This is a genomic window from Mesorhizobium sp. M8A.F.Ca.ET.181.01.1.1, assembly GCF_004792025.1.
Taxonomy (GTDB): Bacteria; Pseudomonadota; Alphaproteobacteria; order Rhizobiales; family Rhizobiaceae; genus Mesorhizobium.
The window spans coordinates 129,679-150,172 of record NZ_SRTV01000007.1; the positions used below are offsets into that span (position 1 = coordinate 129,679).

Sequence of the window (20,494 nt, forward strand, 5' to 3'; positions counted from 1 at the left end):
TTCAGACCTCCTCGCCGGTTGCATGGATGTCGGCGTCGACGGGCAGGCCGGCAAAACGCCCGGCCAGCCGTTCCAGTGAAAACAGGCAGACCAACGCGCCTCCCAGGATGACCGGCAGGAAGCTGACGCCGCCCGGCAGGGCGAGCGAAGGCATCACCGTATTCCAGGTCAGCCTCGCCAGTTGCACGCCGTAGACGATCATGCCGGCGCCGAAGGCCAGCACGACAAGATCGGAAATGCTGCGCAGCACCGCCTTGGCCGAGGCAGGCAGGACGTAAAGCAGCACGTCGAAGCCCAGATGCGTGCGCTCGCGCACGCCGACCGCGGCACCCAGGAAGATGAACCAGCCCATCAGCAGCACCGAGAAGGATTCGGTCCAGCTCGGCGAACGGTTCAGCATGTAGCGCGAGAAGACCTGCCAGAAGATGATGATCGTCATCAGCGTCAGGCCGGCGCCGCTGACCCACAACGCCAGCCGGGCAAGCCCGGAGAGAACGCGCTCGGCAGCGAGCCAGAAGCCTCTCGTGGCAGGGGCGTCCGAAGGCAGCGCAGGAGTCCTCGCGCTGCCTGACCTGTTAGCCCCGTTCATTTCTCGGCCTGTATCTTCGCCGCCAGATCCTTCAGTTCCGGCGTCGACAAATATTTGTCGTAGACCGGCTTCATTGCGTCGATCAGCGGCTGCTTGTCGATCTCGCTGACCTTGACGCCGGCCTTCTCGACGATGTCGCGCGACTTCTTCTCCTGCGCGTCCCAGAGCTCGCGCATCTTCACGACGCTGTCCTTGGCCGCCTGCCGCACGATCGCCTGGTCTTCCGGCGACAGCTTCTCCCAGCTTGCCTTCGACATGACCAGCACTTCCGGCACGATCTGGTGCTGGTCCATGGTGTAGTGCTTGGCCACTTCGTAGTGCTTGGCGGATTCGAAGCTCGGCCAGTTGTTCTCGGCGCCGTCGATGACGCCGGTCTGCAGCGCCGAGTAGACCTCGCCATAGGCCATCGGCGTGGCATTGGCGCCAAGCGCGTTGACCATGTCGACGAACACGTCGGACTGGATGACGCGGAACTTCATGCCTTTCATGTCCGCCATCGAGGTGATGTCCTTCTTGGTGTTGTAGAAGGAACGCGCGCCGGAATCGTAGAAGGCGAGGCCGACGAGGTCATGCGCCTCGAACGCCTTGAGTATCTGGTCGCCGATCGGCCCGTCCATGACATGGCGCATGTGCTCGACCGAGCGGAACATGTAGGGCAGCGACGGCACGGCGGTTTCCGGCACGATACCGTTGAACGGTCCCATCGAGACACGGTCGAGGTCGATGACCCCGGCCTGGGTCTGCTCGATCGTGTCCTTCTCCTCACCGAGCTGCGCCGAGTGATAGACCTCGATCGAATAGCGGCCGGCGGTGCGCTGCTTGATGAGGTCGCCCATGTACTTGACCGCTTCGACGGTCGGATAGCCGTCCGGATGGGTATCCGAGGATCGCAGCACGGTTTCGGCATTTGCAATGCCGATCAGCAGCGAACCGAAGGCGAATGTGGCCGCCGTCAATTTCGAAAAATGCAACATGACTTCCTCCCTTTGAAAAATCGGAGCGTCCCGTTCAGAGCCGGTACGCCGTCTTGGCGAGCGTGTAGGCAAGCTCCTTCGCGAGTTCATGAGCCTCGTCCTCGCGCAGCCTGTGCTCGGCGACGAGGCGCGCCAGGAACGCGCAGTCGACCCGCCGCGCCACGTCGTGACGGGCCGGGATCGAGGGAAAGGCGCGCGTGTCGTCGTTGAAGCCGACGGTGTTGTAGAAGCCGGCGGTCTCGGTGGTCATCTCGCGGAAACGGCGCATGCCTTCCGGGCTGTCGTGGAACCACCAGGCCGGCCCGAGCTTCAGCGCCGGGTAGACGCCGGCCAGCGGCGCCAGCTCGCGCGCGTAACTGCTCTCATCAAGCGTGAACAGAATGACGGTCAGGTCGCGCTCGAGCCCGACGCAGTCGAGCAGCGGCTTCAGCGCCGTCACATAATCGGTGCGGGTCGGGATATCGAAGCCTTTGTCCCTGCCGAATTTCTGGAAAATTCCAGGCGAATGATTGCGCCAGGAGCCGGGATGAACCTGCATCACCAGCCCGTCATCCCGGCTCATCTTGGCCATTTCGGTCAGCATCTGGGCGCGAAACAGCTTTCGTTCACGCTCGTCCTGCGAGCCGGAGCGAATCCGGTTGAACAGCTCCTGCGCCGCAGCATCGGAAAGGTTGGCGGTCTCGGCCGTAGGATGGCCATGATCCGACGAGGTCGCGCCGAAGCTCTTGAAGAAGGCGCGGCGCTGGCGGTGCGCGTCGAGATAGCCGGCCCAGCTCGCGGTGTCGCACCCGGTGATCTCGCCGAGCCGGTCGAGATTGACCGAAAACCCCTCGAAATCGGGATCTATAACGGCGTCCGGCCGATAGGCGGTGACGACGCGGCCCTCCCAGCCGCTGTCGCGGATCATCTGGTGCCACTTGAGGTCGTCGAGCGCGCCTTCGGTCGTTGCGATGACCTCGATGTTGAAGCGCTCGAACAGGGCGCGAGGACGGAAGTTCTCCCACTGCAGCACCGTCGCGATCGTGTCGTAATGGCGATCTGCGGTTGCGGCGCTCAACGGCTCTTCGATGCAAAACAGATGCGCAAGCACATGGTCGAACCACAGCCGGGTCGGCGTGCCACGGAAGAGATGATAGTGCTCGGCGAACAGCCGCCAGATCGCCCTGCCATCGGTCTCGACGGGCGCGCCATCGAGCGTTGGCACGCCGAGAGCCTCCAGCCGCACGCCCTGGCTGAACAGCATGCGAAAAATATAGTGGTCAGGCACGATGAGCAGCTGCGCGGGATCGGAGAACGGCTCGTTCAGCGCATACCAGCGCGGGTCGGTGTGGCCGTGCGGGCTGATGATGGGCAGGTCCTTGATGCCGGCGTAGAGATCGCGGGCGATCGAGCGCGGACGCGCCTCGGCTGGAAACAGCAAATCCGCGTTGGTCAGTGCCACGGCCATCCTCCCAGGGTCGCTATCGGTAGGGTTGGTCAGAAATAATGTCAACATACAAAAATTAGATTGTTGTATGATGACTTTTGAGCCAAGCTGCGCATTGTCGGCGAAGGCCGCCGGTGTTACGCCGCTTGCGATCCGCCCGTGGCTCACCAGCCATCCCATGACCAGCCGTTCCCCGAGATGAGTGCCGCAAACCGATGACAGCCCTTCGCCTTTCCAACCGCACGGCGCAGGCCTTGCCGACCAAGGTCGCCGCGCCTCGATACGATCGTGGCGCGATTACGCCGGGCATTGTGCATCTTGGCGTCGGCGCCTTTCACCGGGCCCATCAGGCCGCCTACATCGATGAGTGCCTGGCCGCCGGCGAGACGGGCTGGGGCATAACAGGCGTGTCGTTGCGCAGCGCCGACACCCGCGACGCGCTGGCGCCGCAGGATGGGCTGTACACACTGGCGGTTCGAGGCAGCGGCGGCGAGAAGCTGCATGTCATCGGTTCCATCGGCTCGCTGCTGGTGGCGCCTGAAGACCCGGCGGCGGTGCTGGCGGTGCTGACCGATCCGCGCACCCGCATCGTGACATTGACCATCACCGAGAAAGCCTATTTGCGGGCGGTCGGCGGCGGGCTGGACACGGCGCATCCCGACATCGTCCACGACCTGGCCAATCCGCAAAAGCCGAAGACCGCTCATGGTTTTCTGACCGAAGCGCTCGCGCGGAGGCTGGCCGCCGGCACCCCGCCCTTCACCGTGCTCTGTTGCGACAACCTGCCGGCCAACGGCGCCACCTTGCACAGGCTGCTGATCGAATTCGCCACACTGCGCGATGCCAGTCCTGGTTCGGCGGGCGGTGCTGGAATTGCCGGCCACATCGCCGGTCAGGTCGCATTTCCCTCGAGCATGGTCGACCGCATCGTGCCGGCCACGACCGATGCCGACCGGGCGCGGATATCAGGCGAACTTGGCATCGAGGACGCCTGGCCCGTGATGACCGAACCTTTCCGCCAATGGGTGATCGAGGACGATTTCCCGGCCGGGCGTCCGGCCTGGGAAAAATTCGGGGTCACCATGGTCGGCGATGTTGCCCCCTTCGAGGACATGAAGCTGAGGCTGCTCAACGGCGCGCATTCGGGCATCGCCTATCTTGGCCTGCTCAGCGGCCACCCCACGGTCGATCGCGCCTTCGCCGATCCGGCGATCCGGCGGTTCGTCGATGCGCTGTGGGACGAGGCCAAATCGACATTGCCTGACGATGCCGGCCTCGACACATCAGCCTATACGGCCGAGCTTGCCGAGCGTTTTTCGAACACGGCACTTGCCCACCGCACGGCGCAGATCGCCAATGACGGCAGCCAGAAACTGCCGCAGCGCATCATTGCCTCGGCCATCGAGTGCCTGGAAGCCGGCACCGAGCTGGTCCACCTCACGCTGGTGGTGGCAGCCTGGATCGCCGCCTGCGCGGCGCGCGGAAAGAGCTTGCCGGAGGGCCATTTCACCGATCCGCTCGATGCGGAGCTGACGGCGCTTTTGGACCAGCAGCTGCCGGCGAACGAAACCGTGACGGCGGTGTTCGATCTGGCCGGCTTCGCCGGGGATCACGCCGAACGCCAGACGCTGATCGAACTCGTGGCCATCCATCTTGTCCATCTGCGGAGGGACGGCACGACCTTGGCCTTCGCCGCGCTCGGCATAGACGGCGAAGGACCGTAAGGCGGAGCTGGACGGGTCAACAGGCCGGTAGAGGACCTCGATGTCGGCGGTACGATATCGCCGCCGTAGCTGAAACGCATGACACCCCAACAAACAAAAAAGCGAGGCAAGGCCCCGCTTTTCATCAAGTTATCTGAACCGAATTTTAGGCAGGCAGGATTGCGCCTTCCAGCGTGGTGAGCTGGCTGAGGAACTGCTCCGCCTTGCTGCGCGACTGGTCGTCCTTGGCGTCCGCGGCGTCTTCCTTGGCTTCCTGGATGCGGCGGGCGAGGTCGGCGCGGTCGACATCCTTCACCGCCACAGCCGATTCCGCCAGCAGCGTGCAGCCGGCCGGGACGATGTCGGCGAAGCCGCCGAACACGACATAGCGTTCTTCGCTGCCCGAGGCATTCTTCACCGTGACGACGCCCGGCTTGATCGTGGTCATGACCGGCGCGTGATGGGCCATGACGGTCATCTCGCCCTCGGCGCCCGGAATGACCACGGATTCGACCTCGGCGGAAACCAGCAGGCGCTCCGGCGAGACCAGTTCGAACTTGAAAGCTTCAGCCATGTCAATTTAGTGAGTAGGGAATAGTGAGTAGGAAGTAGGGAGAGAGGACAACCGCCCCGATCACCCAGCTGCTATTCACTACTGACTACTGACTACTCCCTATTCCCTTGATTAAGCCGCTTCAGCCGCGAGGCGCTGTGCCTTCTCGACCGCTTCGTCGATGCCGCCGACCATGTAGAAGGCGGCTTCCGGCAGGTGGTCATAGTCGCCGTTGCAGAGGCCCTTGAACCCCTTGATGGTATCGGCGAGGTCGACCAGTTTGCCCGGCGCGCCGGTGAACACTTCGGCGACAAAGAACGGCTGCGACAGGAAGCGCTCGATCTTGCGGGCGCGGGCCACGGTCTGCTTGTCCTCTTCCGAGAGCTCGTCCATGCCCAGGATGGCGATGATGTCCTGCAGCGACTTGTAGCGCTGGAGGATCGACTGCACCTGGCGGGCAACGGCATAGTGCTCGTCGCCGACGACCAGCGGGTCGAGCATGCGCGAGGTCGAGTCCAGCGGATCGACAGCCGGATAGATACCCTTTTCGGCGATCGAACGGTTCAGCGTCGTCGTCGCGTCAAGGTGGGCGAACGAGGTCGCCGGCGCCGGGTCGGTCAAGTCGTCGGCCGGCACGTAGATCGCCTGCACCGAGGTGATCGAGCCCTTGGTGGTGGTGGTGATGCGTTCCTGCAGCGCGCCCATGTCCGTGGCGAGCGTCGGCTGATAGCCCACGGCCGACGGGATACGGCCGAGCAGAGCCGACACTTCCGAACCCGCTTGCGTAAAGCGGAAGATGTTGTCGACGAAGAACAGCACGTCCTGGCCCTGGTCGCGGAAATATTCGGCAACCGTCAGGCCGGTCAGGCCGACGCGGGCGCGCGCGCCCGGCGGCTCGTTCATCTGGCCGTACACCAGCGCCGCCTTCGAACCTTCGCCGCCACCCTTCTTGTTGACGCCGGATTCAATGAACTCGTGGTAAAGGTCGTTGCCTTCGCGGGTGCGCTCGCCGACGCCGGCGAACACCGAGTAACCACCATGCGCCTTGGCGATGTTGTTGATCAGTTCCTGGATCAGCACGGTCTTGCCGACGCCGGCGCCGCCGAACAGGCCGATCTTGCCGCCCTTGGCGTAGGGCGCGAGCAGGTCGAGCACCTTGATGCCGGTGATCAGGATCTGCGCTTCCGTCGACTGTTCGATATAGGCCGGAGCCGGCTGGTGGATCGAGCGCAATTCGACCGCGTCGACCGGGCCTGCCTCGTCGACCGGCTCGCCGATGACGTTGATGATACGGCCGAGCATGCCCGGGCCGACCGGCACGGCGATCGGGCCGCCGGTGTCACGCACTTCCTGGCCACGCACCAGGCCTTCGGTGGAGTCCATGGCGATGCAGCGCACGGTGTTTTCACCCAGATGCTGCGCAACTTCGAGCACCAGGCGATTACCGACATTGTTGGTCTCGAGCGCGTTCAGGATCGGCGGCAGATGCTCGCCGAACTGCACGTCGACGACGGCGCCGATGACCTGGCGGACCTTGCCGACAACGCCGGTCGCCTTGGTGGCCACGGCCTGGGTCTTGGCAGCGGCGGCCTTGGCCGGCGCTGCTGCCGCCTTGGCCGGAGCCGCCTTTGCTGCCGGAGCCTTGGCCGCCTTCGCGGGAGCTGCTGCCTTGGGGGCTGCCGTCTTCGGGGTCGCTGCTTTCGCCATCGTCTTTACCCTTTTCGTCCTTTGTTTCTCACGCGGTCCGGTTCGCGGGCCAATGACCCGCTGACCAGGCCTAGAGCGCCTCGGCGCCCGAAATGATTTCGATCAGTTCCTTGGTGATCTGCGCCTGCCGCTGGCGGTTGTAGGTGATCGACAGCTTGTTGATCATCTCGCCGGCGTTGCGCGTCGCATTGTCCATGGCGCTCATCTTGGCGCCCATTTCGCCCGCCGCGTTTTCGAGCAGCGCACGGAATATCTGCACCGCGATGTTGCGCGGGATGAGGTCGGACAGGATTTCGCCCGGCTCCGGCTCATACTCGTAGACGGCGCTGGCGCCATCCGCCGTTTCGGGCTGAGCCGAAGAGGCGGACGCTGCCGGAATGATCTGCTGCGCGGTCGGAACCTGGCTGATCACCGACTTGAACTGCGAGTAGAACAGCGTGCAGACGTCGAAGGCGCCCTCGTTGAACAGATGGATGACCTTGCGGGCGATCGCATCGGCATTGACGAAGCCGAGCGTCTTGACCTCGCGCAGATCGACGCGTTCGATGATCATCGCGGCATAGTCGCGGCGCAGGATGTCGAAACCCTTCTTGCCGACGCAGATGATCTTGACCTGCTTGCCGTCGGCCAGGAGCCTGCGGATATGGTCGCGGGCATGACGGGCGATCTGCGAATTGAAGCCGCCGCACAGGCCACGCTCGGCGGTGCAGACGACGAGCAGATGCACGTCGTCCTTGCCGGTTCCGGTCATCAGCGCCGGGGCATCGCCACCGCCACCGACAGCCTGGGTGATGTTGGCCAGCACGGAACCCATGCGCTCCGAATAGGGACGCGCCGCTTCCGCCGCCTCTTGCGCACGGCGCAGCTTCGCCGCGGCGACCATCTGCATCGCCTTGGTGATCTTCTGCGTCGCCTTGACCGAGGCGATACGGTTACGAAGGTCTTTTAATGAAGGCATGCTTCAAACCTGATCCCGTCTTGTCTCATCCGGACTGGCACTTCGCTCAGGCGAAGGTCTTGGCGAAGGCGTCGATCTCGGCCTTCAGCTTGGCGCGCAGATCATCCGACAGCGCTTTTTCCTTGCGGATGGCGTCAAGCACGTCCTTGCCGGCCGAACGCATGTGGCTGAGCAGGCCGTGCTCGAACTTGCCGACCTGGTTGACCGGCAGCTTGTCGAGATAGCCGTTGACGCCGGCGAAGATCACCGCGACCTGCTCTTCCGTCTTCAGCGGCGAGAACTGCGGCTGCTTCAAGAGCTCGGTCAGGCGCGAGCCGCGGTTGAGCAGGCGCTGCGTGGCGGCATCGAGATCCGAGCCGAACTGCGCGAAAGCAGCCATTTCGCGGTACTGCGCGAGCTCGCCCTTGATCGAGCCGGCAACCTGCTTCATCGCCTTGATCTGCGCCGACGAACCGACGCGCGACACCGACAGGCCGACGTTGACGGCCGGACGGATGCCCTGGAAGAACAGGTTGGTTTCGAGGAAGATCTGACCGTCGGTGATCGAGATCACGTTGGTCGGGATGTAGGCCGAAACGTCGTTGGCCTGCGTCTCGATGACCGGCAGCGCGGTCAGCGAGCCGCCACCCAGATCGTCGTTGAGCTTGGCGGCGCGCTCGAGCAGGCGCGAGTGCAGGTAGAAAACGTCGCCAGGATAGGCTTCGCGGCCCGGCGGGCGGCGCAGCAACAGCGACATCTGGCGATAGGCGACGGCCTGCTTCGACAGATCGTCATAGCTGATCAGCGCATGCATGCCGTTGTCGCGGAAATATTCGCCCATGGTGCAGGCCGTGAACGGCGCCAGGAACTGCATCGGCGCCGGGTCGGAAGCGGTGGCGGCGACGATGATCGAATATTCGAGCGCGCCGCGCTCTTCCAGCACCTTGACGAACTGCGCGACGGTCGAGCGCTTCTGGCCGACGGCGACGTAGACGCAGTAGAGCTTTTCCTTCTCGGGGCCGTTGTCGTGCACCGACTTCTGGTTAAGCATCGTGTCGAGGATGATGGCGGTCTTGCCGGTCTGGCGATCGCCGATGACCAGCTCGCGCTGGCCGCGGCCGACAGGGATCAGCGCATCGATGGCCTTGAGGCCGGTCGACATCGGCTCGTTCACCGACTTGCGCGGGATGATGCCGGGCGCCTTGACGTCGACGCGCTTGCGCTCGACCGCCTTGATCGGGCCCTTGCCGTCGATCGGATTGCCGAGCGCGTCGACGACGCGGCCGAGCAGGCCGGGGCCGACAGGCGCGTCGACGATGGCGCCGGTGCGCTTGACGGTGTCGCCTTCCTTGATGTCGCGGTCGGCGCCGAAGATGACGACGCCGACATTGTCGGCTTCGAGGTTGAGCGCCATGCCGCGGATGCCGCCGGGGAATTCGACCATTTCGCCGGCCTGGACATTGTCGAGGCCGTAGACGCGGGCGATACCGTCACCGACGGACAGCACCTGTCCGACTTCGGAAACCTCGGCCTCCTTGCCGAAATTCTTGATCTGGTCTTTCAGAATTGCGGAAATTTCCGCGGCGCGGATGTCCATCAGCCGACCTCTTTCAGTGCAAGCTTGAGCGAATTGAGTTTGGTTTTGAGCGACGTATCGATCTGGCGCGAGCCCATCTTGACCACCAGCCCGCCGAGCAGCGACGGGTCGACGGTGACGGAAATGGCCACGTCCTTGCCGGCAACGCTCTTCAGCGCGGCCTTGAGTTCGGTCCGCTGGGCCGCAGTCAGCTCATGAGCCGAGGTGACTTCGGCGGCGGCCTCGCCGCGGGCTTCGGCCGCGATCTGGCGGAACGCCTTGATCATGCCGGGCACCGCGAACAGGCGGCGATTCTTGGCGACGACGCGCAGGAAATTGCCGGTCAGGCCGGTGATGCCTGCCTTGTCGGCTATCGCCGCGATGGCCTTGGCCTGGTCCTCGCTGGAGAACACCGGGCTGTTGATCAGCCGCGTGAGGTCCGCGCTGCCCGCGAGCAGTGCCTCGAAACCGTTGAGGTCGGCCTCGACCTTGGCCACGGAATTTGCCTGCGATGCCAGTTCGAACAGCGAACCGGCATAGCGTTCTGCGACACCTGAGATTGGCGATGACGATTGGGCCACGGACCGTCTTTTCTCTTGTCTGACAGGCCGCAGATTGTTGGCGCGAGCAAAAACTCTGGCTAAATCTTTGACCTTACTGCATTTTTCCAAGCACGGAGGCGCGGCTTCCGCTATCCCCGGCCGAAAGTCGATTGCCGTCTAGCACAGGCATTTTAAGACCGCAATGCGTCGTTCCGCATGGTTTTCAGGCACTATTGTCGCATCCGGCGAAAGATCCGCGTCCTGCGCGCCGGAATACCCTTGGATTCAGGGCACAAAGCCGAAGGCAAAGGCGAGCGGCAAGGCCGCGAGCGCCAATTCGACCACAATGGAAACCCAATTGAAAGGTGTATTGGCGCCATCCGACATCATCGACAGCAGCCGGCCGAAGGCAGTGAACAGCCAGGAGAAGCCGAGCGCCATGTAGACCAGCGGCTGCGCTAGCAGGATGCAGCACAGGCCGACCCCGAGATAGAAGCCCGACATGCGACCGCGCCCTTCGGCAATCGCCGCCGCCTTCTCGGGTTTCGCCTGCAGGCGCAGGATGCGGAACGCCAGACCCGGCGCCAGGAAAAACAGAAGGCCGAGCAGCACGGTGAAGACCGCGCTCGACCAGGCCAGCCATTCGCCCTGGCTCGTCGGCCATGGAAGCGCAAAATCCATCGTGTCCCTCGAAATGCCTATTTTGAAATCGCGGGCATTCTAGCGGAGGAAAAATGCCGCGCCAGATGGCTCAAGGCACTTTAGGAGACCCGCATCAACCGAGCGCGAATTCCACCGCCGCCTCGGCATGGATGCGGGTCGTGTCGAAAACCGGAATGTCGAAATCGCCCTGGCCAATGAGCATGGTGATCTCAGTGCAGCCCATGATCAGGCTGTCGGCGGCCTCTTCGCGGCGCAAGCGGTTTGCCTCGGCGACATAGGCGGCCTTCGAGGCTTCGGAGACAATGCCCTGGCAAAGCTCGTCATAGATGACGCCATGCACCATGTCGCGGCCGGCCGCATCGGGTACGACCGGTGAGAGGCCGTATTTGTCGGCGAGCCGGCCCTTGTAGAAGTCCTGCTCCATGGTGAACCGCGTTGCCAGCAGCGCCGGCCGCTGCATGCCCGCGCGCTTGATCGCCAATGCCGTGGCATCCGCGATGTGAATCAGCGGGATCGACACGGCCGCCTGCACCTGGTCGGCCAGCTTGTGCATGGTGTTGGTGCACAAGAGCAGGCCTTGCGCGCCGCCGGCCTCGAGCTTGCGCGCGGCATCGACCAGCAGCGCGCCGGCGCCGTCCCAATCACCATGATGCTGCCGCTCGGCGATCTCGGCGAAATCGAACGACCACATGAGAAGCTTCGCCGAATGCAGCCCACCCAGCCGCTCGCGCACGATCTCGTTGAGCAGGCGATAATAGATGGCGGTCGATTCCCAGCTCATGCCGCCGAGCAGGCCAAGGGTTTTCATGTGATCTTTCCGTTTCTCTCGCCGAGACAGCTGTAGCTGAAATTGCGTCCCTACAGAAAGCTCTGCGGGTCGATGTCGACCTGCACCCGGACCGAGCCGCGCTGTTTCGGTCCATTGGCCAGCATAGCTCTGATAAAACCTTGCATGTCGGCGCGGCGCTCGCCCTGGATCAGCAGGCGGAAGCGATGGCGGCCGCCGAGCAGGGACAGCGGCGCCTCGGCCGGCCCGAGCACGAACAGGTCCGACGCCTCGGGCGCGGCGCGGCGCAGGCCGCGGGCATGGCCTTCCGCCTCCGCCCGCGTCACGGCGCTGACGATGACGCCGGCCAGCCGGCCGAAGGGCGGCAAGGCAGCGCGTTCGCGCTCAGAAATCTCACGCTGGTAGAAAGATTCGGCGTCGCCGGAGACGATCGCCCGCATCACCGGATGGTCGGGCTGGAACGTCTGCAGCAGGCCCAGGCTCTTCTTGCCGGTGCGGCCGGCACGGCCGGTCACCTGGCTGAGCAACTGGAAGGTGCGCTCGGCGGCGCGCGGATCGCCATTGGCAAGGCCGAGATCGGCATCGACGACGCCGACCAGCGTCATATCAGGGAAATTGTGGCCCTTGGCGACCAGTTGCGTGCCGATGACGATATCGGCCTCGCCATTGGCGATTGCCTCCAGCTCCAGCCGCAACCGTCGTACACCCCCCATGATGTCCGACGACAGCACGATGGTGCGCGCGTCCGGGAAATGCGTGACGACCTCCTCGGCAATGCGCTCGACTCCCGGACCGCAAGCAACCAGGTGGTCGAGCGTGCCGCATTCCGGGCAGGCTTCGGGACGGCGCTCATTATGGCCGCAATGGTGGCAGATCAACTGGCCGCGAAAGCGGTGTTCGACCAGCCAGGCCGAGCACACCGGGCAGCCGAAGCGATGGCCGCAGACCCGGCACAGCGTCAGCGGCGCGTAGCCGCGCCGGTTGAGGAACAAGAGCGACTGCTCCTTCTTCTCCAGCGTCCTGCGCATATGGTCGATCAGCACCGGCGACAGGAAGCCGCCACGCGCCGGCGGCGCGCGCCGCATGTCGATCGACTTGAGGTCGGGAAGGGCCGCCTCGGCGAAGCGGGCGGAAAGCACAGCCCTGGCATAGCGGCCCTGGCTGGCATTGACCCGGCTCTCGACCGACGGCGTCGCCGACGCCAGGACCACGGGGAAGCCGCCTATATGGCCGCGCACGACGGCCATGTCGCGCGCATTGTAGAAGACGCGGTCTTCCTGCTTGTAGGCGGGGTCGTGTTCCTCGTCGACGACGATAAGGCCAAGCTCCTTGAATGGCAGGAACAGCGCCGAGCGCGCGCCGGCGACGACGCGCACGCCGCCTTCCGCCACTTGCCGCCAGACTTTTTCGCGCATTCGCGGCGGCAGGTCGGAATGCCACTCGGCCGGCTTGGCGCCAAAACGCTGCTGGAAGCGTTCGAGGAAGGCATGCGTCAGCGCGATTTCCGGCAGCAGGATGAGCACTTGGCCGCCCTGCTCGAGCGCGGCCGCCACCGCCTCGAAATAGACCTCCGTCTTGCCCGAACCGGTGACGCCGTCGAGCAACGCGACATTGAACTCGCCGGCCGCGACATTGGCGCGCAGCATTGACGCGGCCTCGTTCTGGTCCGGCATCAGTTCGGGAACGGCATAGCTTGGGTCAGGCGCGGCCACCACCGGGCGCGGCGGGATCATCACCGTCTCGAACACGCCTTGCGCCTTGAGCCCCTCGATCACCGTCGACGACACGCCAGCGGCGTGCGCGAGGCCGGAGCGCGTCCAGGCCAACCCGCCCTCGGCCGTCTCCAGCACGCGTGCCCGCGCATCCGTCATCCGGTCGGGCACAAGCAGGGTGCGCTGCAGCCCCTCGATCCAGGGTTCGGGATCAAAGGCCTCCGGCGCCCTGAGCAGCATGCGCGCCACCATGCCCGGCGCCGACAGCGTGTATTGCGCCACCCAGTCGACGAATCGGCGCATGGCGCGGTCGATCGGCGGACAGTCGAAAACCTGCTCGATCGGGCGCAATTTCCTGGCATCGACCTGCTCGACCGTGCTGTCCCAGACGATCCCGGCGACCTGGCGCGGCCCAAGCGGCACGCGCACGATCGAACCCGGCACCACGCGCATGCCGGCCGGCACGGCATAGGTGTAGGGACGTTCGGCCGGCATCGGCACCAGCACCGGTGCGGCCGCGACAAAGGGCGAATCTTCGATCATGAGGCGTGACCTTGCCCTGACTTTGGTCTAGATCAAAGAGCAACGCTGAACGCGCCTTCCCAAGCACGACGAAATCGTCAGGAGACCCGCCATGAAATTTTTTGCCGACACCGCCGATATCAAAGAGATCAAGGAACTGAACGATCTGGGACTGCTCGATGGCGTCACCACCAACCCCTCGCTGATCCTGAAATCGGGCGGCAAGATCGCCGAGGTCACCAAGCAGATCTGCGACATCGTCGAAGGACCTGTCTCGGCGGAAGTCGTGGCGATCGAATACAAGCAGATGTTGGCGGAGGCCGAAGTGCTGGCCAAGATCGCGCCTAATGTCTGCATCAAGGTGCCGTTGACGCTGGACGGCCTGAAGGCCTGCAAGACCATCCGCACCGAGATGAACCGCATGGTCAATGTCACGCTGTGCTTCTCGGCCAACCAGGCGCTGCTCGCCGCCAAGGCCGGCGCTTCCTTCATCTCGCCCTTCGTCGGCCGCATCGACGACACCGGCTCGGACGGCATGGAGCTGATCCAGGAGATCCGACAGATCTACGACAATTTCGACTTCCAGACCGAAATCCTGACCGCTTCCGTGCGAACGGTGAACCACGTCAAGCAGGCGGCTCTCATCGGCGCCGACGTCATCACCGCGCCGCCAGCGACGCTGAAGGCGCTGGTCAACCATCCGCTGACCGACAAGGGCCTTGCCGCTTTCCTCGCCGACTGGGCAAAGACCGGCCAGAAGATCGGCTGAGCGGCCTGCCGCTCAATCCGCGTCGTCATCGGCGGGCGCGGCCGCCGGCTGGCGCTTGCCCGCCATGATCTCGCGCTTGCCGACATGGTTCGGTGCGCCGACCAGACCTTCCTTCTCCATCCGTTCGACCAGTGACGCGGCGCGGTTGTAGCCGATGCCGAGGCGGCGCTGGATGTAGGACGTCGAACATTTCTTGTCGCGCAACACCACCTTGACCGCCTCGTCATAGCTGGAATCGCCATCCTCGGCGGCAACGGCTCCCTTGTCGAAGACCGCTCCCTGGTCGCCTTCCTCTTCTTCTTCATCCTCGTCGGCCGTCACCGTCTCCAGATATTCGGGGCGGCCCTGCGCCTTCAGATGCGCCACGACATGCTCGACCTCGGCGTCGGACACGAAGGGGCCGTGCACACGGGCGATGCGCCCGCCGCCCATCATGTGCAGCATGTCGCCCTGGCCGAGCAGCTGTTCGGCGCCCTGCTCGCCCAGGATGGTGCGGCTGTCGATCTTGGAGGTGACCTGGAAGGAGATGCGGGTCGGGAAATTGGCCTTGATCGTGCCGGTGATGACGTCGACCGAAGGCCGCTGCGTCGCCATGATCAGGTGGATGCCGGCGGCCCGTGCCATCTGCGCCAGGCGCTGGATGGCGCCTTCGATCTCCTTGCCGGCGACCATCATCAGGTCGGCCATCTCGTCGACGATGACGACGATGTAGGGCATCGGCGCGAGGTCGATTTCCTGCTGTTCGAACAGCGGTTCGCCGGTGCCCTTCTCGAAGCCGGTCTGCACGGTCATAATGACCGTCTCATCCTTGTCGCGGGCTTGGGCGGCGCGCTCGTTGTAGCCGTCGATGTTGCGCACGCCGAGCCGCGCCATCTTGCGATAGCGGTCCTCCATCTCGCGCACCGCCCATTTGAGCGCGGTAACGGCCTTCTTGGGGTCCGTGACGACGGGGGTCAGAAGGTGCGGGATGCCGTCATAGACGGACAGTTCGAGCATCTTCGGGTCGACCATGATCAGCCGGCATTCTTCCGGCTTCAGCCGGTAGAGCAGCGACAGGATCATGGTGTTGATGGCGACCGACTTGCCGGAGCCGGTGGTGCCGGCGACGAGGAGATGCGGCATCTTCGCCAGCTCGGCAATGACGGGTTCGCCGCCGATCGTCTTGCCAAGGCAAAGCGCCAGCTTGCAGCTGGTCTTGCGGAAGCCCTGCGATTCGATCAGTTCGCGGAAATAGACGGTTTCACGGGTCTCGTTCGGCAACTCGATGCCGATGACATTGCGGCCGGGCACCACGGCGACGCGCGCCGAGACCGCCGACATGGAGCGGGCGATGTCGTCGGCGAGACCAATGACGCGCGAGGATTTGACGCCAGGTGCCGGCTCGAATTCGTAGAGGGTGACGACCGGACCGGGGCGTACGTGGATGATCTCGCCGCGCACGCCGAAATCCTCCAGCACGCTTTCCAGGAGATCGGCATTCTGCTCCAGCCGCTCCTGCGACATGTAGAAGCCTTGGCCCTCGGGTGGCTGCTGCAACAGCTCCTCCGAGGGAAGCTCGTAGCCTTCGCCCGTCTCCGGCTGGGCAACCTTGCCAGCCATGGGCAGCGACGGTGCGCGCGCTGCGGGAACGGCTTCGCCCACGCGTTGCACAATCGGCGCCGGGGCGGCGCTGCTTGCGGCAGGTGCGACTGCGGCCGCCATCCGAGCCTGCCGGGCAGCCCTGCCAGCCGGAACGGACGGCTCGGCCACGGCCTTGTTGGAGTTGGCCGGAAAGACGTCGGGCGGGGCGGACGGTGCCTGGCCGGGAAGGCATTCGATGACACGGAACAAGGCGGTGACATCGGCCGCGGCGGACGCGGAGACGTCGGCTCGCGCCGCGGCAAGCGGTGGAGCCGCGACCGGTGCGCGCGGAGCCGGGCTGACCTGCCGGACCGGCGACGTCACATCGACCAGAAGGGGCGCCAGGCCCTCGAAGAAGGCGTGATCCGAAAGATAGGGCCGCCGGGCTTTTTCAGCGGTGGCTGCTTTGGCCGGCGCCCCATTCCCGGCGACGGGTGCCGGACGCGTGGCCGCTGGTGCCGTTGCGGGCACCTTCGGAGCCGCCGGCACAACGCCTTTCGACGTCTCGCCGCCGCGCGCTGGCTGAGCGGACCCGGCCGGTGACGCCCCGCGATGCATGACGGCGCCAGGCCCGGCCTGCTGCGTCGGGAGCGCCTGCGGGCGACCCTCCCCGGCAACCTCGTCCTGCTGGCGATGCTTGGGCTCATAGTCCGGCGTGCGTGTAAAACGCACATTGGGCGCAAGGAAAAAATACTCTTGCCAGGCAGGGCTTTCGGTGTCGCCGCCGAAATCGGCGACCCGCTCGGAATGACCTGCGTGAGAAGCGCCGGGCTGGCGAACATCCGCCTTGCCGCGCGGGCCGCCGGAACGCTCTCCTTGGGGGTCATCGGGCGAAACTGCGTGCAACGAATTGACCCGAGAAAAACGCCTGGCTTCCATGCTCAAGACTCACTGTGAAATGTCTGCTGAGCAATAGGGAGCGAGTGGTTAACAGTTGCTTCCTGTCAGCGTCGCTGGAGCGATCGAGACGCATCTTTCGCGGCGACGCCGCACGATGAGGATTCGAGCAGCCGATCGTGTTTCCACAACCGGTTGCTCATCCGAATGCGGCTATTGGAAAAAGGGCGAGCCTTTGCTCGCGTGACAACCAGCGGGCGGAGATTTACATGCCGCCAAACAGCACGGCTGCCGACGAGTCCGATCGCCGGGAACAGGAAATGCGATCAAGGAGAGAGGGGCGATTCGGCCCTCATCTGATACGGCGACTCGCGCTAGCTGGCCGTCTTGCCGTGCCGGGCCAGATCCTGGGCGATGGACAGTTGCAGGGCCTCGGCCAGTTCGCGCGCGGCACGGTTCTCGGCGTCGATCTGCGCCCGGTAGGAAGCAAACTCCTGACGCGGCCTGTCGAAGGACGAGGTGATCGCCCGCTTGCCGACCGCGATCACCGCGCCGGTTTTCGCATCGGTTAGCGTGTAGCCGGCGGTCAGTGTCACCGAACCGGCGGTCGGCTCGTCTTGATCGGTTCCAACCTGGACCAGCGCCGAGGATTCAACGGCTTCGGTCACGCCGAGATCGAGCGAATAAAGCGGCGAGGCCGGTTCGCCGGCGCCGCGCCCGAACCCGAAGATCAGATTGTTGCGCACCTGCTGGGCATAACGCGTCCGGACCGGCTTGACGGCAATCGACGCCAGTTCGGCATTGGCGGTCGAGCCGGTCGACAGCGGCGCGCTGGAATAGAGCGGCCGCACCTGGCAGGCCGAGACGAGCGCAAGCGAACCGACAAGACCGGCAAGCGCGATGCGGCGCAGCAGACCGCTCAACTCTGTCTTTTCCCGATCAGGCAACGACATTGACGATCCTCTGCGGCACGATGATCACCTTGCGCGGAGCCTGACCTTCAAGTGCTTTCTGCACGAAGTCGAGCGCCAAGACCGCTTTTTCGACCGCACCTTGGTCCGCGTCGCGGGCAATTGTCAAATCGCCCCGCTTCTTGCCGTTGACCTGCACCGGATAGGTGACTTCGTTGTCGACGACCAGCGCCGGATCGAAGACCGGCCACGGCCGTTCGGCGAGCAGATCGGTGCCGCCCAGCACCTCCCAGCACTCTTCGGCAAGGTGCGGCATCACGGGCGCGATCAGATGCACCATGATCTCCACGGCCTCGCGGCAAGCGCTTTTCAGCGCCGTATCAGCCTTGCCTTCCGTCACCTCGTTGAGCGGAGTGGTCAGCGCGTTGGCCAGTTCATAGATGCGGGCGATGGCACGGTTGAAGGCGAGCTTCTCGATGTCTTCGCCGACCGCCTTCAGGATTTTGTGCGCGGCCTTGGAAACCGCTCCGGCGTCGCCATCATTGGCGGCCTTCGGTGCGATGCCTGCCAGCGTCTCGGCCGCCGTCGACACCAGCCGCCAGATGCGCTGCATGAAGCGATGCGCGCCGGCCGCACCATCGTCGGTCCACTCGACATCGCGTTCGGGCGGCGAATCCGACAGCATGAACCAGCGCGCCGTGTCGGCGCCGTAGCCATCGGTGATGTCTTCCGGGCTCACCGTGTTCTTCTTCGACTTCGACATCTTTTCGAGCGGGCCGATGGTGACCGCCTCGCCGGTGGCGATGTCGATGGCGCGGCGCTTGCCGTCGACATCCTCCAGCCGCACTTCGGCCGGCGCCAGCCAGCGGCCGTTCGATGCCGAACCGACACGGTAGGTTTCGTGCACGACCATGCCTTGCGTGAACAGGCCCTTGAACGGCTCGGCCAGGTCGACATGGCCGGTCTCGCGCATGGCGCGGGTGAAGAAGCGTGAATAGAGCAGATGCAGGATCGCATGCTCGATGCCGCCAATATACTGGTCGACCGCCAGCCACTCGTTCGCTGCCTTGGGATCGGTCGGGTCATGCGCCCACGGCGCCGTGAAGCGGGCGAAATACCAGGACGAATCGACGAACGTGTCCATCGTATCGGTTTCACGGCGCGCGTCCTTGCCGCATTGCGGGCACTTAACATGCCGCCAGGTCGGGTGACGGTCGAGCGGATTGCCCGGCCGGTCGAAATCGACATCGTCCGGCAGCTTGACCGGCAGGTCGGCCTTCGGCACCGGCACCACGCCGCAATCCTCGCAATGGATCATCGGGATCGGGCAGCCCCAGTAACGTTGCCGCGAAATGCCCCAGTCGCGCAGGCGGAAGTTCACCTTGCGCTCGGCCATGGGGCGATTACCGATGGTCTTTTGTTCCAGCAGCCTGGCGACCTCGTCGAAAGCCCGGTCCGGAGTCATGCCATCAAGGAAGCGCGAGTTGATCATCGCGCCGTCGTCGGTATAGGCCACGTCGATCACCTGAAAAGCCGACGGGTCCTCGCCGTCCGGCATCACCACGGGCACCACCGGCAAGCCGTATTTGTTGGCGAAGTCGAGGTCGCGCTGGTCATGCGCCGGGCAGCCGAAGATGGCGCCGGTGCCATATTCCATCAGCACGAAATTGGCGACATAGACCGGCAGCGTCCAAGTACCGTCGAAGGGATGGACGACGCGGATGCCGGTGTCGAAGCCCTTCTTCTCAGCCGTCTCCAGCGCCGCCACCGAAGTGCCCATATGGCGGACTTCGTCGATGAATTTCGCCAGCGCCGGATTGGTCTCGGCGGCCTTTTTGGCCAGCGGATGATCGGCGGCGATCGCCATGAACGAGGCGCCGAAAATGGTGTCGGGCCGCGTCGTGTAGACCTCAAGCTCGTGCTCGCCGGCAATTTCCGAGGCCAGCGGCCAGCGGATCAGCAGACCTTCCGAACGGCCGATCCAGTTCTGCTGCATCAGCTTCACTTTTTCGGGCCATTCGTCGAGGCCATCGAGCGAATCCAGCAGGTCCTGCGCGAAATCGGTGATCTTGAAGAACCACTGCGTCAATTCGCGCTGCTCAACCAGCGCGCCGGAGCGCCAGCCGCGTCCGTCGATGACCTGCTCGTTGGCGAGCACCGTCATGTCCTCCGGGTCCCAGTTGACCTTGGAGGATTTGCGCGTCACCAGCCCCTTCTCGACGAAGTCGAGGAACAGCATCTGCTGGCGGTGGTAGTAATCGACATCGCAGGTGGCGAATTCGCGCGCCCAGTCCAGCGACAGGCCCATCACCTTGAGCTGCTCGCGCATAGTGGCGATGTTCTGGTAGGTCCACTCCTTGGGATGAACCTTGTTCTGCATGGCGGCGTTTTCGGCCGGCATGCCGAAGGCGTCCCAGCCCATCGGATGCAGCACGTTGAAGCCCTTGGCCCGCTTGTAACGCGCCACCACGTCGCCCATCGTATAGTTGCGGGTGTGGCCGATATGGATCCGCCCCGACGGATAGGGGAACATTTCCAGCACGTAGTATTTCGGGCGCGGATCGTCATTGTGCGCTTCGAAAAGCTTCTTTTCGGCCCAGGCCTTCTGCCATTTGGGTTCTGACGCGCGCGGATTGTATCGTTCGGTTGCCATGGGACGTTTTTCA

General features: G+C 64.5%; 16 protein-coding genes. 2 read left to right on the forward strand and 14 right to left on the reverse strand.

Features of this window, described 5'->3' with window-relative positions; all coding sequences use genetic code 11:
• Position 1: 1 nt before the first annotated feature.
• Genes EN824_RS23765 through uxaC form a run of 3 tightly spaced genes read right to left on the reverse strand, consistent with a single transcriptional unit; the run spans position 2 to position 3,010 of the window.
• A complete protein-coding gene (locus EN824_RS23765) occupies positions 2–589 on the reverse strand; it encodes a TRAP transporter small permease (RefSeq protein ID WP_167531540.1) in 588 nt (195 codons plus the stop codon).
• Complete coding sequence (locus tag EN824_RS23770; protein ID WP_127275636.1) at positions 586–1,563, reverse strand: TRAP transporter substrate-binding protein; 978 nt, start codon at positions 1,561–1,563, stop codon at positions 586–588. Before EN824_RS23770 ends, EN824_RS23765 begins: the two co-directional genes overlap by 4 nt.
• A gap of 34 nt (positions 1,564–1,597) precedes the next feature.
• Complete coding sequence (gene uxaC / locus EN824_RS23775) at positions 1,598–3,010, reverse strand: glucuronate isomerase (protein WP_167531539.1); 1,413 nt, start codon at positions 3,008–3,010, stop codon at positions 1,598–1,600.
• A gap of 194 nt (positions 3,011–3,204) precedes the next feature.
• On the opposite strand from uxaC, the gene EN824_RS23780 reads away from it, so the two are divergent.
• Positions 3,205–4,713 (forward strand): mannitol dehydrogenase family protein, encoded by a 1,509-nt coding sequence (locus EN824_RS23780; protein WP_135932744.1) that lies wholly within the window; start codon positions 3,205–3,207, stop codon positions 4,711–4,713.
• A 145-nt stretch (positions 4,714–4,858) separates the two neighbouring features.
• On the opposite strand, the gene EN824_RS23785 is transcribed toward EN824_RS23780, so the two are convergent.
• The 8 genes from EN824_RS23785 to EN824_RS23820 form a co-directional block, all read right to left on the reverse strand.
• Positions 4,859–5,266, reverse strand: coding sequence for a F0F1 ATP synthase subunit epsilon (locus tag EN824_RS23785; protein ID WP_135883279.1), 408 nt, complete (start codon positions 5,264–5,266; stop codon positions 4,859–4,861).
• Positions 5,267–5,377: 111 nt separating this feature from the next.
• On the reverse strand, positions 5,378–6,952 hold the full coding sequence (gene atpD / locus EN824_RS23790; protein ID WP_167531538.1) for a F0F1 ATP synthase subunit beta: 1,575 nt from the start codon (positions 6,950–6,952) through the stop codon (positions 5,378–5,380).
• 70 nt (positions 6,953–7,022) lie between these two features.
• Complete coding sequence (locus EN824_RS23795; protein WP_127275642.1) at positions 7,023–7,910, reverse strand: F0F1 ATP synthase subunit gamma; 888 nt, start codon at positions 7,908–7,910, stop codon at positions 7,023–7,025.
• A 46-nt stretch (positions 7,911–7,956) separates the two neighbouring features.
• Positions 7,957–9,486 carry a F0F1 ATP synthase subunit alpha gene (gene atpA, locus EN824_RS23800; protein WP_127275643.1) on the reverse strand — a complete coding sequence of 510 codons (1,530 nt, stop codon included), beginning with the start codon at positions 9,484–9,486 and terminating at the stop codon, positions 7,957–7,959.
• On the reverse strand, positions 9,486–10,046 hold the full coding sequence (locus EN824_RS23805; protein WP_135932745.1) for a F0F1 ATP synthase subunit delta: 561 nt from the start codon (positions 10,044–10,046) through the stop codon (positions 9,486–9,488). Before EN824_RS23805 ends, atpA begins: the two co-directional genes overlap by 1 nt.
• A 246-nt stretch (positions 10,047–10,292) precedes the next feature.
• Positions 10,293–10,688: a DUF4345 family protein gene (locus EN824_RS23810; RefSeq protein WP_127275645.1), complete on the reverse strand. Its 396-nt coding sequence runs from the start codon at positions 10,686–10,688 to the stop codon at positions 10,293–10,295.
• Between the two features lie 94 nt (positions 10,689–10,782).
• The gene (locus EN824_RS23815) at positions 10,783–11,478 is read right to left on the reverse strand and encodes an aspartate/glutamate racemase family protein (RefSeq protein ID WP_135916631.1); all 696 of its coding nucleotides are present in this window, start codon (positions 11,476–11,478) and stop codon (positions 10,783–10,785) included.
• A gap of 50 nt (positions 11,479–11,528) precedes the next feature.
• Complete coding sequence (locus tag EN824_RS23820) at positions 11,529–13,712, reverse strand: primosomal protein N' (RefSeq protein WP_135932746.1); 2,184 nt, start codon at positions 13,710–13,712, stop codon at positions 11,529–11,531.
• Between the two features lie 91 nt (positions 13,713–13,803).
• On the opposite strand from EN824_RS23820, the gene fsa reads away from it, so the two are divergent.
• Positions 13,804–14,460, forward strand: a complete 657-nt coding sequence (fsa, locus tag EN824_RS23825) for a fructose-6-phosphate aldolase (RefSeq protein WP_135932747.1) — start codon at positions 13,804–13,806, stop codon at positions 14,458–14,460.
• A gap of 12 nt (positions 14,461–14,472) precedes the next feature.
• On the opposite strand, the gene EN824_RS23830 is transcribed toward fsa, so the two are convergent.
• The 3 genes from EN824_RS23830 to leuS form a co-directional block, all read right to left on the reverse strand.
• The gene (locus tag EN824_RS23830) at positions 14,473–16,959 is read right to left on the reverse strand and encodes a DNA translocase FtsK (RefSeq protein WP_135932748.1); all 2,487 of its coding nucleotides are present in this window, start codon (positions 16,957–16,959) and stop codon (positions 14,473–14,475) included.
• 332 nt (positions 16,960–17,291) lie between these two features.
• Positions 17,292–17,870: an LPS assembly lipoprotein LptE gene (gene lptE, locus EN824_RS23835; RefSeq protein ID WP_127279371.1), complete on the reverse strand. Its 579-nt coding sequence runs from the start codon at positions 17,868–17,870 to the stop codon at positions 17,292–17,294.
• Positions 17,857–20,481, reverse strand: a complete 2,625-nt coding sequence (leuS, locus tag EN824_RS23840; RefSeq protein WP_135932749.1) for a leucine--tRNA ligase — start codon at positions 20,479–20,481, stop codon at positions 17,857–17,859. Before leuS ends, lptE begins: the two co-directional genes overlap by 14 nt.
• Positions 20,482–20,494: the final 13 nt, after the last annotated feature.

Bases quoted from the DNA above. Each gene is read 5' to 3' on its own strand.
- EN824_RS23815 (WP_135916631.1), bottom strand. From the start codon at position 11,478: ATGAAAACCCTTGGCCTGCTCGGCGGCATGAGCTGGGAATCGACCGCC.
- EN824_RS23820 (WP_135932746.1), bottom strand. From the start codon at position 13,712: ATGATCGAAGATTCGCCCTTTGTCGCGGCCGCACCGGTGCTGGTGCCG.
- EN824_RS23765 (WP_167531540.1), bottom strand. From the start codon at position 589: ATGAACGGGGCTAACAGGTCAGGCAGCGCGAGGACTCCTGCGCTGCCT.
- EN824_RS23770 (WP_127275636.1), bottom strand. From the start codon at position 1,563: ATGTTGCATTTTTCGAAATTGACGGCGGCCACATTCGCCTTCGGTTCG.
- lptE (WP_127279371.1), bottom strand. From the start codon at position 17,870: ATGTCGTTGCCTGATCGGGAAAAGACAGAGTTGAGCGGTCTGCTGCGC.
- fsa (WP_135932747.1), top strand. From the start codon at position 13,804: ATGAAATTTTTTGCCGACACCGCCGATATCAAAGAGATCAAGGAACTG.
- EN824_RS23810 (WP_127275645.1), bottom strand. From the start codon at position 10,688: ATGGATTTTGCGCTTCCATGGCCGACGAGCCAGGGCGAATGGCTGGCC.
- EN824_RS23785 (WP_135883279.1), bottom strand. From the start codon at position 5,266: ATGGCTGAAGCTTTCAAGTTCGAACTGGTCTCGCCGGAGCGCCTGCTG.
- EN824_RS23780 (WP_135932744.1), top strand. From the start codon at position 3,205: ATGACAGCCCTTCGCCTTTCCAACCGCACGGCGCAGGCCTTGCCGACC.
- atpD (WP_167531538.1), bottom strand. From the start codon at position 6,952: ATGGCGAAAGCAGCGACCCCGAAGACGGCAGCCCCCAAGGCAGCAGCT.
- EN824_RS23830 (WP_135932748.1), bottom strand. From the start codon at position 16,959: ATGGAAGCCAGGCGTTTTTCTCGGGTCAATTCGTTGCACGCAGTTTCG.
- uxaC (WP_167531539.1), bottom strand. From the start codon at position 3,010: ATGGCCGTGGCACTGACCAACGCGGATTTGCTGTTTCCAGCCGAGGCG.
- atpA (WP_127275643.1), bottom strand. From the start codon at position 9,486: ATGGACATCCGCGCCGCGGAAATTTCCGCAATTCTGAAAGACCAGATC.
- leuS (WP_135932749.1), bottom strand. From the start codon at position 20,481: ATGGCAACCGAACGATACAATCCGCGCGCGTCAGAACCCAAATGGCAG.
- EN824_RS23795 (WP_127275642.1), bottom strand. From the start codon at position 7,910: ATGCCTTCATTAAAAGACCTTCGTAACCGTATCGCCTCGGTCAAGGCG.